This window comes from Pseudomonas sp. GW821-FHT03C07 (assembly GCF_059420925.1).
The window spans coordinates 60690-76459 of record NZ_JBWKUQ010000012.1 but is presented as its reverse complement, the minus strand read 5'-3'; the positions used below and the strand labels follow the sequence as shown (position 1 = coordinate 76459).

The 15770-nt window shown below is 63.0% G+C and carries 13 protein-coding genes; 7 read left to right on the top strand and 6 right to left on the bottom strand.

The genetic code is table 11. The features are described from left to right. Nucleotides 1-17 precede the first annotated feature (17 nt). Nucleotides 18-959, top strand: coding sequence for an AEC family transporter (locus AC07VG_RS21900; protein ID WP_495001144.1), 942 nt, complete (start codon nucleotides 18-20; stop codon nucleotides 957-959). A 107-nt stretch (nucleotides 960-1066) separates the two neighbouring features. Here the strand turns inward: AC07VG_RS21900 and AC07VG_RS21895 are convergent, their stop codons facing one another. From AC07VG_RS21895 to gatC, 6 genes are all read right to left on the bottom strand, one after another. After that, on the bottom strand, nucleotides 1067-1447 hold the full coding sequence (locus tag AC07VG_RS21895) for a carboxymuconolactone decarboxylase family protein (RefSeq protein ID WP_495001143.1): 381 nt from the start codon (nucleotides 1445-1447) through the stop codon (nucleotides 1067-1069). 11 nt (nucleotides 1448-1458) lie between these two features. Continuing rightward, the gene (locus AC07VG_RS21890) at nucleotides 1459-2508 is read right to left on the bottom strand and encodes a calcium/sodium antiporter (RefSeq protein ID WP_495021892.1); all 1050 of its coding nucleotides are present in this window, start codon (nucleotides 2506-2508) and stop codon (nucleotides 1459-1461) included. Between the two features lie 49 nt (nucleotides 2509-2557). After that, on the bottom strand, nucleotides 2558-2929 hold the full coding sequence (locus AC07VG_RS21885; RefSeq protein ID WP_495001142.1) for a septal ring lytic transglycosylase RlpA family protein: 372 nt from the start codon (nucleotides 2927-2929) through the stop codon (nucleotides 2558-2560). 286 nt (nucleotides 2930-3215) lie between these two features. Then, on the bottom strand, nucleotides 3216-4676 hold the full coding sequence (gene gatB, locus AC07VG_RS21880) for an Asp-tRNA(Asn)/Glu-tRNA(Gln) amidotransferase subunit GatB (protein WP_495001141.1): 1461 nt from the start codon (nucleotides 4674-4676) through the stop codon (nucleotides 3216-3218). Between the two features lie 134 nt (nucleotides 4677-4810). Then, the gene (gatA, locus tag AC07VG_RS21875; RefSeq protein ID WP_495001140.1) at nucleotides 4811-6262 is read right to left on the bottom strand and encodes an Asp-tRNA(Asn)/Glu-tRNA(Gln) amidotransferase subunit GatA; all 1452 of its coding nucleotides are present in this window, start codon (nucleotides 6260-6262) and stop codon (nucleotides 4811-4813) included. Nucleotides 6263-6278: 16 nt separating this feature from the next. Next, nucleotides 6279-6566, bottom strand: a complete 288-nt coding sequence (gatC, locus tag AC07VG_RS21870; RefSeq protein ID WP_191485694.1) for an Asp-tRNA(Asn)/Glu-tRNA(Gln) amidotransferase subunit GatC — start codon at nucleotides 6564-6566, stop codon at nucleotides 6279-6281. A 256-nt stretch (nucleotides 6567-6822) separates the two neighbouring features. Between gatC and mreB the strand changes: the two genes are divergently transcribed. The 6 genes from mreB (at nucleotide 6823) to AC07VG_RS21840 (ending at nucleotide 15682) form a co-directional block, all read left to right on the top strand. Beyond that, nucleotides 6823-7860, top strand: coding sequence for a rod shape-determining protein MreB (gene mreB / locus AC07VG_RS21865; protein WP_002555108.1), 1038 nt, complete (start codon nucleotides 6823-6825; stop codon nucleotides 7858-7860). Between the two features lie 147 nt (nucleotides 7861-8007). Further along, nucleotides 8008-9096, top strand: a complete 1089-nt coding sequence (mreC, locus tag AC07VG_RS21860; protein ID WP_495021891.1) for a rod shape-determining protein MreC — start codon at nucleotides 8008-8010, stop codon at nucleotides 9094-9096. Further along, on the top strand, nucleotides 9096-9584 hold the full coding sequence (gene mreD / locus AC07VG_RS21855) for a rod shape-determining protein MreD (RefSeq protein WP_218223558.1): 489 nt from the start codon (nucleotides 9096-9098) through the stop codon (nucleotides 9582-9584). Before mreC ends, mreD begins: the two co-directional genes overlap by 1 nt. Before the next feature lie 84 nt (nucleotides 9585-9668). Then, nucleotides 9669-10274, top strand: a complete 606-nt coding sequence (locus AC07VG_RS21850) for a Maf family protein (RefSeq protein ID WP_495001139.1) — start codon at nucleotides 9669-9671, stop codon at nucleotides 10272-10274. A gap of 59 nt (nucleotides 10275-10333) precedes the next feature. After that, entirely contained in the window at nucleotides 10334-11791 is a 1458-nt protein-coding gene (rng, locus tag AC07VG_RS21845; RefSeq protein WP_495001138.1) for a ribonuclease G, read from the top strand. A 75-nt stretch (nucleotides 11792-11866) separates the two neighbouring features. After that, on the top strand, nucleotides 11867-15682 hold the full coding sequence (locus AC07VG_RS21840) for a YhdP family protein (RefSeq protein WP_495021865.1): 3816 nt from the start codon (nucleotides 11867-11869) through the stop codon (nucleotides 15680-15682). Nucleotides 15683-15770: the final 88 nt, after the last annotated feature.

Below are 15770 nucleotides of genomic sequence, written 5' to 3'. Positions count from 1 at the left end.
CAACGGGTTCCCTGGGCATGCTGGCCATCTTTCTCGGTATCTTGACCATCACCGCCCCCGTCTTCGCCATGTTGTTCCTGGGCGTGGCGCTCAAGCGCGTGGGCTGGATCAACGACAGCTTTATCCACACGGCCTCGGCACTGGTGTTCAACGTCACCATGCCGGCGCTGCTGTTTCTCGGCATCCTCCATGCCGACCTGCATGCGGCGCTGCAGCCCAAGGTCCTGGGGTATTTCTCCGTCGCCACCCTGGTGGGCTTTGCCGGCGCCTGGGGTTGGGCGATCTGGCGTTGCCCCGAGATCGATCGCGGGATCTATACCCAGGGTGCCTTTCGCGGCAATAACGGGGTGATCGGCCTGGCCCTGGCGGCGAGCATGTACGGCGCCTACGGGATTTCCCTGGGGGCGATTCTCGCGGCCCTGGTGATCCTGTTCTACAACACCCTGTCGACCATTGTCCTGGCGGTCTACAGTCCGGTGATCAAGTCCGATCCCTGGAGCATCTTCAAGAGTGTGCTGAGTAATCCACTGATCATCAGCGTGATCGTGGCGGCGCCCTTTGCCTATTTTCAGATCAGCTTGCCCGGCTGGCTGGAGACCTCCGGTAATTATCTGGCGCAGATGACCCTGCCGCTGGCGTTGATCTGCATTGGCGGCACCTTGTCCCTGGCGGCGTTGCGTAAAAGCGGCGACCTGGCGTTGAGCGCGAGCCTGGTGAAGATGGTCGGCATGCCCCTGCTGTCGACGCTGGGTGCCTGGCTCTGCGGCTTTCGCGGGGCGGAATTGGGAATTCTGTTTCTCTACTTCGGCAGCCCGACGGCCGCGGCCAGCTTCGTCATGGCCCGGGCGGCCAACGGCAATCACGAGCTGGCGGCGGCGATTATCGTGATCACCACCCTGATGGCGGCGATCACGACGAACATCGGCATCTTTGTTTTGCAGTGGGGCGGCTGGATCTGACGCCTGGCACCGACCCCCTGTAGGCGCCAGCTTGCTGGCGATAGCGGCCGATCAGGCGATGCAAGGCGCGCTGGCCTCATCGCCAGCAAGCTGGCTCCTACAGGTCGTCAATCGGCCTTCTGGTAGGCGTCAATCACTTCCTGGGCCGCGCGGAACGCATCGATAGCCGCCGGTACCCCGGCATACACCGCGCAATGCAGCAGCGCCTCACGAATTTCTTCCACCGTGCAGCCATTGTTCAGGGCGCCGCGTACATGACCTTTCAGCTCCTGCGGACACTTGAGTGCCGTCAGTGCCGCCAGGGTAATCAGACTGCGGGTCTTCAACGACAACCCTTCGCGATTCCAGACACTGCCCCAGGCATGTTCGTTGACGAAGTCCTGCAACGGCTGGCTGAATTCGCTGGCATTGCCCAGGGCACGATCGACGAAGGCATCGCCCATGACCTGACGACGCATCTCGACACCGGGTTTCTTCTGATCGGTCATTGCAGCAGCTCCTATGAGTGTTGGCGACGCCAGGCCCTGAACGTACTGAACAGCAGGTACGCCAGCAGCGCCGGCAGGATGAAAAACAGCATCAGGCGTTCCAGTCTGTCCGCCATCGGCATGCCGGTGGTGAACCACACCATGTGCAGGCCGTAGGCCAGATACAAGCCCAGAAACAACAGGCCTTCGGCGCGGGTGATGCGGTAGCCGGAATAGAATACCGGCCAGCACAGCATGGCCACGCCAAGCATCACCGGCAGGTCGAAGGCCAGGGCGTTGGGCGACACCGACAGCGGCGTGGGGGCGAGCAGCGCGGTGAGGCCGAGCACCCCCAGCAGATTGAACAGGTTGCCACCGATCACATTGCCCACGGCGATATCCCGCTGGCCGCGCATGGCGGCGATCAGCGAGGTGGCCAGTTGCGGCAGCGAGGTGCCGACCGCCACCACGGTCAGGCCGATGATGCGTTCGGACAGGCCCAGCTCGGTGGCCACGTCGACGGCGGCGTCCAGCAGCAGGTGCCCGGCCACCACCAGCAGTGCCAGGCCCAGGCCCATCCACGCCAGGCTGCTCAGCCAGGGCGCGGATTTGTGTGTGGCGCTGGGCGGCGGCGCGCCACGGTGCTGATGGCGGGACTGGCGCAGCAGCAGGCCGAGGTACAGCGCGAAGGCGCCCAGCATCACCAGGCCGTCGAGGCGCCCCAATTCTTCATTGAACGCGAGGCCGAACACCAGCAGGCTGGCGAGGATCATCAACGGGATATCCAGGCGGATCAACTGGCGCGAAACCCGCAACGGTATGATCAGCGCCGAGAGGCCCAGGGTGACCAGGGTATTGAAGATATTGCTGCCGATCACGCTGCCCACTGCAATATCGGCATTCTCGGCCGCGGCCGCCTGCACGCTGACCGCCAACTGCGGTGCGCTGCTGCCGAAGGCGACGACGCTCAGGCCGATCAGCAGCGGCCTGACCCCCAGGCTCGCGGCCAGGCGCACGGCGGGGCGCACCAGCAGTTCGGCGCCGACGATCAGCAGCAACAGGCCGCCGCTCAGTTGAATCAGGCTTAGCCAGGGAAGGGTGGTCAATCCGAAAATGGCGGGGCTCCAGCGGTCAGTCGTCGAGGCTTTGGATGCGTACGCGGGCAGTGCCGCCTTGCAGCATACCCAATTGGGTGGCCGCTTCGCGTGAAAGATCGATCAGGCGCCCACGGGTGTGCGGGCCGCGATCGTTGATGCGCACTATGACCGATTTGTCGTTGGCCAGGTTGGTGACTTTGACCCGGGTGCCGAAGGGCAGTTGGCGGTGGGCGGCGGTCATTGCATGCGGGTTGAAGGGTTCGCCGCTGGCGGTGCGTTTGCCCTGGTGTTTGGCGCCGTAATACGAGGCCATGCCGGTTTCGTCATAGCCGCGCGGGTTGATGTCGTGGCTGGCGCAGCCGGCCAGCAGGCTGAGGAAGGCAAGGGCGGCGAGCAGACGCTTCATCGGGTGTCCTCTAACGGTTTGCCTGTGGGGTTTGCAGTGGTCTTGAGGACCTCATCGCTGGCAAGCCAGGCGCCTACAGTTCGACGGTGAACACAAACTTTGTGTACGACTCGATCCTGTGGGAGCGGAGCTTGCCCGCGAAGCTTTTAGCGCCCTTGAGGACCTCATCGCAGGCAAGCCAAGCCCCTACAGTTCGACGGTGAACACAAACTTTGTGTACGACTCGATCCTGTGGGAGCGGAGCTTGCCCGCGAAGCTTCTAGCGCCCTTGAGAGCCTGACCGCTATCAGCCTTCGAGCTTGCTTTTCAGCAGTTCGTTGACTTGCTGCGGGTTGGCCTTGCCCTTGGAGGCTTTCATCGCCTGGCCGACAAAAAAGCCGAACATCTTGCCGCGCTTGGCTTCATCCGCCGCCCGATACTGCTCGACCTGCTCGGCGTTGGCCGCCAGCACTTCGTCCAGCACCTTCTCGATGGCACCGCTGTCCGTGACCTGCTTCAGTCCACGGGCCTCGATCACCTCGTCCGCGCTGCCTTCGCCGTTGGCCATGGCTTCGAAGACCATCTTGGCGATCTTGCCGGAGATGGTGTTGTCGGTGATCCGCAGCAACATGCCGCCCAGTTGCTCGGCCGTGACCGGTGCCTGGTCGATGTCCACGCCCAGCTTGTTCAGCAGGCTGCCGAGCTCGACCATGACCCAGTTGGCCGCCAGCTTGGCGTCGCCACCGATGCTCACGACTTTTTCGAAGTAGTCCGCCTGCTCGCGGCTGGAAGCCAGCACGCTGGCATCGTAGACCGAGAGGCCGAACTGTGCCTGGAAGCGCTCGCGTTTCTGCGGTGGCAGCTCCGGCAGTTGCGCGCGGACTTCATCGAGGAAGGCATCCTCAATGACCACCGGCAACAGGTCTGGATCGGGGAAGTAACGGTAGTCGTTGGCTTCCTCCTTGCTGCGCATGGCACGGGTCTCGTCCTTGTTCGGGTCGTACAGGCGGGTCTGCTGGATCACCCGGCCGCCGTCCTCGATCAGTTCGATCTGGCGCTGCACTTCGGTGTTGATCGCCTTCTCGATAAAACGGAACGAGTTGACGTTCTTGATCTCGCAGCGGGTGCCGAACTCGACCTGGCCCTTGGGCCGGACCGAGACGTTGCAGTCGCAACGCAGCGAGCCTTCGGCCATGTTGCCGTCGCAGATGCCCAGGTAGCGCACCAGGGCGTGGATCGCCTTGACGTAGGCCACGGCTTCCTTGGCGTTGCGCATGTCCGGTTCGGAAACGATTTCCAGCAGCGGCGTGCCGGCACGGTTCAGGTCGATGCCGGTGGCGCCGCTGAAATCCTCGTGCAGGCTCTTGCCGGCGTCTTCTTCCAGGTGCGCCCGAGTAATCCCGACGCGCTTGACGGTGCCGTCTTCCAGGGTGATGTCCAGGTGGCCCTTGCCGACAATCGGCAGTTCCATCTGGCTGATCTGGTAGCCCTTGGGCAGGTCCGGGTAGAAGTAGTTCTTGCGCGCGAACACGTTGTGCTGGCCGATCTCGGCGTCGATCGCCAGGCCGAATTTCACCGCCATGCGCACCGCTTCCTGGTTCAGCACCGGCAGGACGCCGGGCATGCCCAGGTCAACCAGGCTCGCCTGGGTGTTCGGCTCGGAACCGAAGGTAGTGGCACTACCGGAGAAAATCTTCGATTGGGTGGCGAGCTGGGTATGAATCTCCAGCCCGATCACGACTTCCCATTGCATGGTGTTATTCCTCAAAGTCTTGCCAGGGTTTTTTGAAACGTCGCGAGCGAAGGTAAGGCAAGGCGAAAACTGACGAGTAAGCGGAGTTGACTCTAGTCAATGAGCATTACGAGTCAGTTTTCAACGCAGCATTACCGAGCGCAGCAGCTTCAAAACCCCTGGGGTGTGCGGGTGTGCCAGTCAGTGTTGAGCTGATACTGGTGCGCAACGTTGAGCAGACGGCCTTCCTGGAAATACGGGGCCAGCAGTTGCACGCCCACCGGCAGGCCGTCGACGAAACCGGCCGGCATGGACAGGCCCGGCAGGCCCGCGAGGTTGGCGGTGACGGTGTAGAAATCTTCCAGGTACTCGGCGACCGGGTCGCTGTTCTTCGCGCCGATCTTCCACGCCGGGTTCGGGGTGGTCGGGCCAAGGATGACGTCGACCTCGTTGAAGGCGGCCATGAAGTCGTTCTTGATCAGACGACGGATCTTCTGTGCTTGCAGGTAGTAGGCGTCGTAGTAGCCGGCCGACAGCGCGTAGGCACCGACCAGGATGCGCCGCTGGACTTCCGCGCCGAAGCCTTCGCCACGGGAGCGCTTGTACAGGTCGGTGAGGTCTTTCGGATCTTCGCAGCGATAGCCGAAACGCACGCCATCAAAGCGCGACAGGTTCGACGAGGCTTCCGCCGGGGCGATCACGTAGTACGCGGGAATCGCGTGCTGCATGTTCGGCAGGCTGATTTCCTTGACGATCGCGCCCAGTTTCTCAAGCTCCTTGATGCTCGCCTGGATCAGTTCGGCGATGCGCGGGTCGAGGCCGGCGCTGAAGTATTCCTTCGGCACGCCGATGCGCAGGCCCTGGATCGAGGTGCCGAGGCTGGCGGAGTAATCCGGTACCGGCTCGTCGATGCTGGTGGAGTCCTGCGGGTCGAAGCCGGCCATGCCTTGCAGCAGCAGGGCACAGTCTTCGGCGCTGCGGGCCAGCGGGCCAGCCTGGTCGAGGCTGGAAGCGTAGGCAATCATGCCCCAGCGCGAAACACGACCGTAGGTCGGTTTCAGCCCGGTGAGGTTGGTCAGCGCCGCCGGCTGGCGGATCGATCCGCCGGTGTCGGTGCCGGTGGCGGCCGGCAGCAGGCGCGCGGCAACTGCCGCGGCCGAACCGCCAGACGAACCGCCCGGCACGTGTGCCAGGTTCCACGGGTTGCGGGCGACGCCGTAGTAGCTCGACTCGTTACCCGAACCCATGGCGAATTCGTCCATGTTGGTCTTGCCCAGGGTCACGGTGCCGGCGGCGGCCAGCTTGGCAACCACGGTGGCGTCATAGGGCGCCTTGAAGTTGTCGAGCATCTTCGAGCCGCAGCTGGTGCGAATGCCCTGGGTGCAGAACAGGTCCTTGTGGGCGATCGGCGCGCCGAGCAGGGCCGCGTTCTCGCCAGCGGCACGGCGGGCATCGGCGGCCTTGGCCTGGCTCAGGGCCAGGTCCTCGGTGAGGCTGATAAAACTGTTGAGCTGCGGGTCGAGCTGGGCGATGCGCGCCAGCAGGGTCCGGGTCAGCTCTTCGGAGGAGAATTTCTTGTCGGCGAGGCCACGGGCGATCTCGGCCAGGGTCATCTGATGCATTGCAGGCTCTTTCCCTTTAGTCGATGACTTTCGGAACCAGGTACAGGCCGTTTTCGACCGCTGGCGCGATGGACTGATAAGCCTCGCGGTGATTTCGCTCGGTGACGACGTCGGCGCGCAGGCGCTGATTCGCTTCCAGAGGGTGGGCAAGCGGTTCGATGCCGCTGGTATCGACAGCCTGCATCTGGTCGACCAGGCCCAGAATGCTGTTCAGGGCTTCGGTGGTGCGTGGAAGATCGGCTTCGACCAGGCCCAGGCGGGCCAGGTGAGCGATTTTTTCCACGTCGGAGCGTTCAAGCGCCATGGGGATCTCCAGTGGAAAACCGGACGGAAGGGGTCCGTTCGGTTAGGCAATACACAATAAAGAGTGTCAATAAGTGCGGGCGCGACTTACGATTGTCGGAACACTACCGCATTTCTACGGTCACATGGCCGCGATTGTATGGGATGGTGCTCGGAAAAACGCCTAATTTAACATATTGGCGCCTTGCCCAAAATCCCCGTCGTTGTTAGAGTTTGCCGCACTTTTTTACCCACGCGTTGCCCAGGGTCCCTTTCCAATGTTCAAGAAACTGCGTGGCATGTTTTCCAGCGATCTCTCCATCGACCTGGGCACAGCCAACACCCTTATCTACGTGCGCGAGCGCGGTATCGTCCTGAATGAGCCATCGGTTGTTGCGATTCGCACCCATGGCAACCAGAAGAGCGTCGTCGCCGTCGGCACCGAGGCCAAGCGCATGCTCGGCCGTACGCCGGGCAACATCGCGGCCATTCGTCCGATGAAAGACGGCGTGATCGCCGACTTCAGCGTCTGCGAAAAGATGCTCCAGTACTTCATCAACAAGGTGCATGAAAACAGCTTCCTGCAGCCCAGCCCTCGGGTGCTGATCTGCGTGCCGTGCAAATCGACCCAGGTCGAGCGTCGGGCCATCCGTGAATCGGCCCTTGGTGCCGGTGCCCGTGAAGTGTTCCTGATCGAAGAGCCGATGGCGGCTGCGATCGGTGCCGGCCTGCCGGTGGAAGAAGCCCGTGGTTCGATGGTGGTCGATATCGGTGGTGGTACCACTGAAATCGCACTGATCTCCCTGAACGGCGTGGTCTATGCCGAATCCGTACGGGTTGGCGGCGACCGCTTCGACGAAGCGATCATCACCTACGTGCGTCGCAACTACGGCAGCCTGATCGGTGAATCCACCGCCGAGCGCATCAAGCAGGAAATCGGTACTGCCTATCCAGGTGGCGAAGTCCGTGAAGTCGACGTCCGCGGGCGTAATCTGGCTGAAGGCGTGCCACGTGCCTTTACCCTGAACTCCAACGAAGTCCTGGAAGCCCTGCAGGAATCCCTGGCGACCATCGTCCAGGCGGTGAAGAGCGCCCTGGAGCAGTCGCCTCCGGAACTGGCCTCGGACATCGCCGAGCGTGGCCTGGTGCTGACCGGCGGTGGCGCCTTGCTGCGTGACCTCGACAAGCTGCTGGCCCAGGAAACCGGTCTGCCGGTGATCGTGGCCGAAGACCCGCTGACCTGCGTCGCCCGTGGCGGCGGTCGCGCCCTGGAAATGATGGATAAGCACACCATGGATCTGCTTTCCAGCGAGTAAGTTCGCTGAGAAGCTCTATGCTGTTCCGCGCGCAGGCAGCACTTTGCATTTGCAGTGCTGCCTGTTGCGTTTATCTTCTGTCAACTTCATCCAGGCCGGTGTGATGCCGTATGAATAAAATGACTCATTGCCTGGGAGGAGCGGCTCATTAAACCGCTTTTTGCCAAAGGCCCCTCATTGGGCGTGCGCTTGTTGGTGCTGGCCGTGCTGTCGGTCGCGCTGATGGTGGTCGATGCCCGTTTCACGCTGCTCAAGCCGGTACGCAGCCAGATGTCGCTGGTACTGATGGAGTCGTACTGGGTCACCGACCTGCCGCAACGTTTGTGGCAAGGTGTGGCCAGTCAGTTCGGCAGTCGTACCGAACTGGTCGCCGAAAATGAAAAACTCCAGACCGAAAACCTGCTGTTGCAAGGGCGCCTGCAAAAACTCGCGGCCTTGACCGAGCAGAACGTACGCCTGCGCGAGTTGCTCAACTCCTCGGCGCTGGTCAACGAGAAGGTCGAAGTCGCCGAACTGATCGGCATGGACCCCAACCCCTTTACCCATCGCATCATCATCAACAAGGGTGAACGTGATGGCGTGGTTCTCGGCCAACCGGTGCTCGATGCCCGTGGCCTGATGGGCCAGGTGGTCGAGTTGATGCCCTACACCTCGCGCGTGCTGCTGCTCACCGACACCACCCACAGCATTCCGGTGCAGGTCAACCGCAACGGCCTGCGGGCGATTGCCAGCGGTACCGGCAATCCCGAGCGCCTGGAACTGCGCCACGTGGCCGACACCGCTGACATCAAGGAAGGCGACCTGCTGGTCAGTTCCGGCCTGGGCCAGCGGTTCCCGGCGGGCTACCCGGTGGCGACGGTCAAGGAAGTGATCCACGATTCCGGCCAGCCTTTCGCCATTGTCCGCGCCGTGCCGACTGCTGCGTTGAACCGCAGCCGTTACCTGTTGCTGGTGTTCAGCGACAGCCGGACCCCGGAAGAACGTGCCAACGAAGCCGCCCAGGCCCAGGAAGCGGAACGCCAGGGCGGTGACGGCGCGCCGCTAGTGCCGGCCACGGTGCCCAAGCCGGCTGCCGCGCCAGTGACCCCGGCCAAACCGGCCGCACCGGCCTCTGCTGCCGCTGCGCCGACAACCCCGGCCAAGCCGGCGGCCCATGCCGTCAAGCCAACCGCTGCCAAACCCGCCGCCAGCAAACCGCCAGCGGCGCCACGGGCAGCCCCCCGGACGGAGGAATAATGGCTGGTACCTTTTCCCGCAATGGCTGGATCGTTTGGCTGACCTTCGCCATCGGCCTGTTGCTCAGCGTTTCGCCGCTGCCACAGTTCATGGAGATCCTGCGCCCGTTGTGGCTGGCGCTGTTGCTGGCGTTCTGGGCGCTGTACCTGCCGCACAAGATCGGCATGGTCACCGCGTTCCTGCTGGGTCTGGCCGAAGACGTGCTCTACGGCACCCTGCTGGGGCAGAACGCATTGATCCTGACCCTCATCACTTTCCTCGTGCTGTCGCTGCAACAACGTCTGCGGATGTTCCCGATGTGGCAACAGAGCCTGGTGCTCCTGGTGATCTTCGGCCTGGCGCAGTTGGTGCAACTCTGGCTCAGCGCCTTGACCGGCAATCGCCAACCGACCCTGGCGCTGGTGCTGCCGGCCCTGGTCAGCGCCTTGCTCTGGCCTTGGGTCAGCTTCGGTCTGCGCGGACTGCGGCGCCGCTACAAAATCAACTGACGGGATCTCGCCGGTCATTTCCGGGTGAGTTGCTGACTCTGCTGACATAGCTCCTATAAAGAGCCCCGACATGGAGATGTCTCGATGACCTCGCTCTACCTGGCTTCCGGCTCACCGCGTCGGCGTGAACTGCTGACGCAGATCGGCGTGCCGTTCAGCGTCATCAGTGCCGAGGTCGATGAAACCCCGCTGTCCGATGAAAGCCCGCTGGCCTACGTCGAGCGTCTGGCGCGAAGCAAGGCCGCGGCCGGGCGTGCGCGCCTGGGTGCCGGGCAAGCCGCGGCCGGTACCTGCGTGCTGGGTGCCGATACCGCCGTGGTCCTGGATGGTCGGATTCTCGGTAAACCGGTGGATGAAGCCGATGCGCTGGCCATGTTGCAGGCTTTGTCCGCTCGCGAACACGAAGTGCTGACGGCCATTGCCGTGCTCGACGGTGAGCGCTGCGAGTCGCGGGTGGTACGCAGTCTGGTGAGATTTCGCCCGATAAACTCGGAAGAAGCTCATCTCTACTGGTCCAGCGGCGAGCCACGGGACAAGGCCGGCGCCTATGCTATTCAAGGTCTGGCGGCGGTGTTCGTGGCGGGGCTGAACGGCAGTTATTCCGGCGTGGTCGGCCTGCCCGTGTGCGAAACCGCAGAACTGCTTGGCCATTTCGGCATACCCTGTTGGCAAAACCTTGTCGTGCGCTGATTGCCGCACGCCCGCGATACGGCAACTTTATTGTGAAAGCGCCTGAACGAGACCCAGCCATGAGTGAAGAGATCCTGATCAACATCACGCCGATGGAATCGCGCGTGGCGGTGGTAGAGAACGGCGTGTTGCAAGAGGTTCATGTCGAGCGTACGCAGAAACGCGGAATTGTCGGCAATATCTACAAGGGCAAGGTGGTGCGGGTGTTGCCGGGCATGCAGGCGGCGTTCGTCGATATCGGCCTGGACCGGGCGGCGTTTATCCACGCCTCGGAAATTTCCATGCGCGAAGGGCCGGCGGTGGAGAGCATCAGCGCGCTGGTGCACGAAGGGCAGAGCCTGGTGGTGCAAGTCACCAAGGACCCCATCGGCACCAAGGGCGCACGCCTGACCACACAACTGTCGATCCCCTCGCGTTACCTGGTGTACATGCCGCGTACCGCGCATGTCGGCATTTCCCTGAAGATTGAGGACGAAGCCGAGCGCGAGCGCCTCAAGCAGGTGGTCAGCGATTGCGTGGCCCGTGAAGGCATCACCGAAGCCGGCGGCTTTATCCTGCGCACGGCGGCCGAGGGCGCCGGGGCCGACGAGATCATGATGGACATCCGTTACCTGCGGCGCCTCTGGGACCAGATCGGCGCGCAGATCAAGACCATCGGCGCCCCCAGCGTGATCTATGAAGACTTGGGCCTGGCCCTGCGCACCTTGCGCGACCTGGTCAGCCCGAGGATCGAGAAGATTCGTATCGACTCGCGGGAAACTTTCCAGAAGACCACGCAGTTCGTCGCCGAACTGATGCCGGAAATCGCCGACCGCCTGGAGCATTACCCCGGCGAGCGGCCGATCTTCGACCTGTATGGCGTCGAGGACGAGATCCAGAAGGCCCTGGAACGCAAGGTCCCGCTCAAGTCCGGCGGCTACCTGGTGGTCGACCCGGCCGAAGCCATGAGCACCATCGACGTCAACACCGGTGCTTTCGTCGGCCATCGCAACCTCGAAGAAACCATCTTCAAGACCAACCTCGAAGCGGCCACCGCGATTGCCCGGCAACTGCGCCTGCGTAACCTCGGCGGGATCATCATCATCGACTTCATCGACATGGAAGACGAGGAGCACCAGCGCCAGGTCCTGCGGACCCTGGAAAAACAACTGGAGCGCGATCACGCCAAGACCAACATCATCGGCATCACCGAGCTGGGCCTGGTGCAGATGACCCGCAAGCGCACTCGCGAAAGCCTTGAGCAGGTGCTGTGCGAGCCCTGCAGCAGTTGCCAGGGGCGTGGCAAGTTGAAGACCCCGGAAACGGTTTGCTACGAGATTTTTCGTGAAATTTTGCGTGAAGCCCGCGCCTACCAGGCCGAAGGTTATAGAGTGTTGGCCAACCAGAAGGTCGTCGACCGCCTGCTGGACGAAGAGTCCGGCAATGTCGCCGAGCTGGAAGGCTTTATCGGCCGCACCATTCGTTTCCAGGTCGAGACCATGTATTCCCAGGAACAATATGACGTGGTGCTGCTCTGATTTCCTGTACTGAGAACCTGCTAGCCCGGTCCTGCGTCGGCCTGTTCATTGAACCTTGCCTGAGGGGGCACTGACATGGAGCGTCTGACACGCTTTGTTGCCGGCTTGACCCGTTGGAGCATGGGCCTCTGTGCGTTGCTGCTGGTGCTGGTGGCGTTATATGTCAGCCTGGGCCGGCAACTGGTACCGCTGGTGGCCGAGTATCGCGCCGAGATCGAAAGCAGGGCCCAGGCCGCCGTGGGGCTGCCGCTGTCCATCGGCAGCCTGGAAGGGCGCTGGCACGGCCTGGCCCCGGTGCTGCTGGCCCACGACGTGAAGGTCGGCCAGGGCGCGTCGATGTTGTTGCTGGACAAGGTCCAGGTGGTGCCCGATCTCTGGGCCAGCCTGCGGGCTCGCGAAGTGCGGATCGCCCATCTTGAACTGGGCGGCCTGCAACTGAGCCTGAAGGAAGACCAGGACGGCCACTGGGCTCTCCAGGGCTTGCCGGTCCAGGACGATCAGCCGTTGGACCCCGCGCAGCTGCTGACCCGCTGGCAGATGATCAAGCAGCTCTCGGTGCTCGACAGTCAGGTGACCTTGCAGCCATTCGGCGAGTCGCCGCTGACCCTCACTTATGTCGGTCTCAACCTGGAAAGCGGTGTGTCGCGCCAACGCCTCGACCTGCGCTTGAATTTGCCCGACGGCCAGCCGGTGGCCCTGAACCTGAGAACCCGCCTGCGCGCCAGCGACTGGCGCAACGGCAGCGCGCAGGCCTACCTGAGCCTGCCGCAAAGCGACTGGGCGCGCTGGCTGCCGGCGCGGCTGAGCGGGCAAATGAAAATCACCGAGCTCAAGGCCGGTGGCGAGTTCTGGTTGAACTGGGCCAATGGCACGGTGCAGAACGCCGTGGTCCGGCTCAATGCGCCGCAATTCCAGGGCGCCTATGCCCAGCGCAAGGCGGTGAGCATCGACAACCTGGCCCTCAACGCCTATGTCCAGCACACCGGACAGGGTTTTGACGTGCAGCTTAATTCCCTGGCCATGAACCTGGGGAAGACGCGCTGGGAAAGCCATCTGCAATTGCAGCAACTTGCCGCCACTGACAAGGCGTCGGAGCACTGGCACCTGCAGGCCGATCGCCTCGACCTGACGCCGATCACCCCCTTGCTCGATGCCCTGGCACCCTTGCCCGAGGGCTTGGCCACGGCTATCGATCACCTGAAAGTCAGCGGCGCCTTGCGCAATGTGCTGCTGGATTACCGCCCTGAAGAAACCGGTGATCAAAAGCTGAGTTTCGCCGCGAACCTGGAGCGGGTCGGTTTCGACGCCTACCATGGCGCCCCGGCGGCGCGTAACGTCAGCGGCAGCATCAGCGGCGACCTCGGCCAGGGCGAACTGCGGATGGACAGCAAGGATTTTTCCCTGCATCTGTACCCGATCTTCAACAACCCCTGGCAGTACCTGCAAGCCAATGCACGCCTGACCTGGCGCCTGGACCAGGAAGGTTTCACCCTGATTGCGCCCTACATCAAGGTGCTCGGGGAAGAGGGCAGGATCGCCGCCGATTTCCTCATTCGCCTGCACTTCGCCCAAGGCACGGAAGACTACATGGATCTGCGGGTCGGCCTGGTGGATGGCGAAGGTCGCTTCACGTCCAAGTACCTGCCGGCGGTGTTGAGCCCGACGCTGGACGAATGGTTGCGCAGCTCGATCCTGCATGGCGCGGTGGAGCAGGGCTTCTTCCAGTACCAGGGGTCGCTGAACCACGACGCCTCGGCCGCGGCGCGCAATATCAGCCTGTTCTTCAAAGTCCATGATACGGAGTTGGCGTTCCAGCCGGGCTGGCCGCATGTCAGCAAGGTCAAGGGCGATGTCTTCATCGAAGACAGCGGGGTGCGGATCAAGGCCAGCGAAGGCCAGTTGCTCAACACCCAGGTCAGCGACATCGTGGTCAATATTCCCCATGTGCCGAGTGGGCAGCACAGCCGCATGTTGCTTGACGGCAACTTTGCCGGTGGGCTGGGCGACGGTCTGAAGATTCTCCAGGAAGCGCCGATCGGCACCGCCGCGACCTTTGCCGGTTGGCAGGCCACAGGTGACCTGTCGGGCAAGGTGAGCCTCGATGTGCCGCTGGTCAAGGCCGAGGCACCGAAGATCCTGGTGGATTTCAAGACCGACAAGGCCACGCTCAAGCTGCCTGATCCGGCCCTGGAACTGAGCCAGCTCAAGGGGAGCTTCCGCTTCGACAGCACCAAGGGGCTGAGTGCCGAAAACATCAGTGCCCAGGCATTCGAGCGGCCCATCAGCGCGCAGATTTTCGCCGACGGCAAAGCGGGCAGTCTCAATACCCGGGTGGTGGCCAAGGGGCAGGTGGCGATCAAGAAACTCGGCGATTGGCTGGGTGTCGGCCAGGCGTTGCCGGTCTCGGGCGACCTGCCTTACCAGTTGCAACTGACCCTGGACGGCGCCGACAGCCAGTTGATGATCAACTCCAACCTCAAGGGCGTTGCCGTCGACTTGCCGGCGCCGTTCGGCATGCCGGCCAGCCAGGGCCGCGACAGCGTGTTCCGCATGACCCTGCAAGGCGCCGAACGGCGTTACTGGTTCGATTACGGCACCCTGGCCAACTTCACCTTTGCCGCGCCGAGCGGCAGGTTCGGCGAGGGGCGTGGTGAACTGCTCCTCGGTGAAGGCGATGCCCAACTACCGGCGACCAAGGGCCTGCGAGTCCGCGGGGTATTGTCGGAGCTCGACCTGGAGTCCTGGCAGGCCGTCGCCGACCGTTATGTGGGGCAGGATCCGGGCGGCAGTGCCAAGCAATTGCTCAGCAGCGAGGATGTCAAGGTCGACAAGCTCAGTGCTTTCGGTATCCAGTTCGACCAGGTGAATCTGCAGATGGCCCGTAGCGCCAATGCCTGGGGCTTGCAGATCGACAGCCAGCAGGTCAAGGGCAGCGTGACCTTGCCGGATACCAAAGGTGTGCCGATTGGCGTCAAGCTGGCCTATGTGCGTTTGCCGGCGCCGGACCCGAGCGTGGTGGCGGATGAGAATGCCCCGGATCCGTTGGCGTCGGTCGATCCGCGGCAGATTCCATCCGTGGACCTGAGCATCGAGCAACTGTTCCAGGGCAATGACCTGGTGGGTGCCTGGTCGCTCAAGGCGCGTCCGACCCCCACGGGCATCAAGCTCAATGATCTCAATCTTGGCCTCAAGGGCATGCTGCTGCAAGGTTCCGGCGGTTGGGAAGGACTACCGGGCAGCAGCGGCAGTTGGTTCAACGGGCGCCTGGAGGGCAAGAACCTGGCGGACGTGCTCAAGGCCTGGAGCTTTGCCCCGACCGTCACCAGTGAGGATTTCCACGTCGACGTCGACGGCCGCTGGCCCGGCTCGCCGGCCTGGGTCGGGCCCAAGCGCTTCTCGGGCAGTATCGATGCAACCCTGAACAAGGGCCAGTTCGTTGAGGCCGATGGCGGTGCCCAGGCCCTGCGGGTATTTGGCCTGTTGAACTTCAACTCCATCGGTCGCCGCCTGCGCCTGGACTTTTCCGACCTGCTGGGCAAAGGCCTGAGCTACGACCGGGTCAAGGGCCTGCTGGTGGCCAGCGATGGCGTGTATGTGACGCGCATGCCGATCACCCTGACCGGGCCTTCGAGCAACCTGGAGCTCAACGGCACCCTCGATATGGTCGCCGATCGGGTCGATGCCAAGCTGCTGGTGACCTTGCCGGTGACCAACAATCTGCCGATTGCCGCGTTGATCGTCGGCGCGCCGGCCATCGGCGGCGCACTGTTCCTGATCGACAAGTTGATCGGCGACCGCGTAGCGCGTTTCGCCAGCGTCAAATACAGCGTCACGGGCCCCTGGAAAGAACCGAAGATCACTTTCGACAAGCCGTTTGACAAGTCGAAGTAAGGCCCCGGCGCAAATCGGTTGCGCTGGCATTTTTCGTACTGGGCGTGCAGCTGCATGGAGTAGCATGACGCTATGTCTTTGAAGGAGT

Coding starts and splice junctions, on each gene's coding strand:
- AC07VG_RS21900 (WP_495001144.1), top strand. CDS start 18: ATGCTGGCCATCTTTCTCGGTATCTTGACCATCACCGCCCCCGTCTTC.
- AC07VG_RS21895 (WP_495001143.1), bottom strand. CDS start 1,447: ATGACCGATCAGAAGAAACCCGGTGTCGAGATGCGTCGTCAGGTCATG.
- AC07VG_RS21885 (WP_495001142.1), bottom strand. CDS start 2,929: ATGAAGCGTCTGCTCGCCGCCCTTGCCTTCCTCAGCCTGCTGGCCGGC.
- gatA (WP_495001140.1), bottom strand. CDS start 6,262: ATGCATCAGATGACCCTGGCCGAGATCGCCCGTGGCCTCGCCGACAAG.
- gatC (WP_191485694.1), bottom strand. CDS start 6,566: ATGGCGCTTGAACGCTCCGACGTGGAAAAAATCGCTCACCTGGCCCGC.
- mreB (WP_002555108.1), top strand. CDS start 6,823: ATGTTCAAGAAACTGCGTGGCATGTTTTCCAGCGATCTCTCCATCGAC.
- mreD (WP_218223558.1), top strand. CDS start 9,096: ATGGCTGGTACCTTTTCCCGCAATGGCTGGATCGTTTGGCTGACCTTC.
- AC07VG_RS21850 (WP_495001139.1), top strand. CDS start 9,669: ATGACCTCGCTCTACCTGGCTTCCGGCTCACCGCGTCGGCGTGAACTG.
- rng (WP_495001138.1), top strand. CDS start 10,334: ATGAGTGAAGAGATCCTGATCAACATCACGCCGATGGAATCGCGCGTG.
- AC07VG_RS21840 (WP_495021865.1), top strand. CDS start 11,867: ATGGAGCGTCTGACACGCTTTGTTGCCGGCTTGACCCGTTGGAGCATG.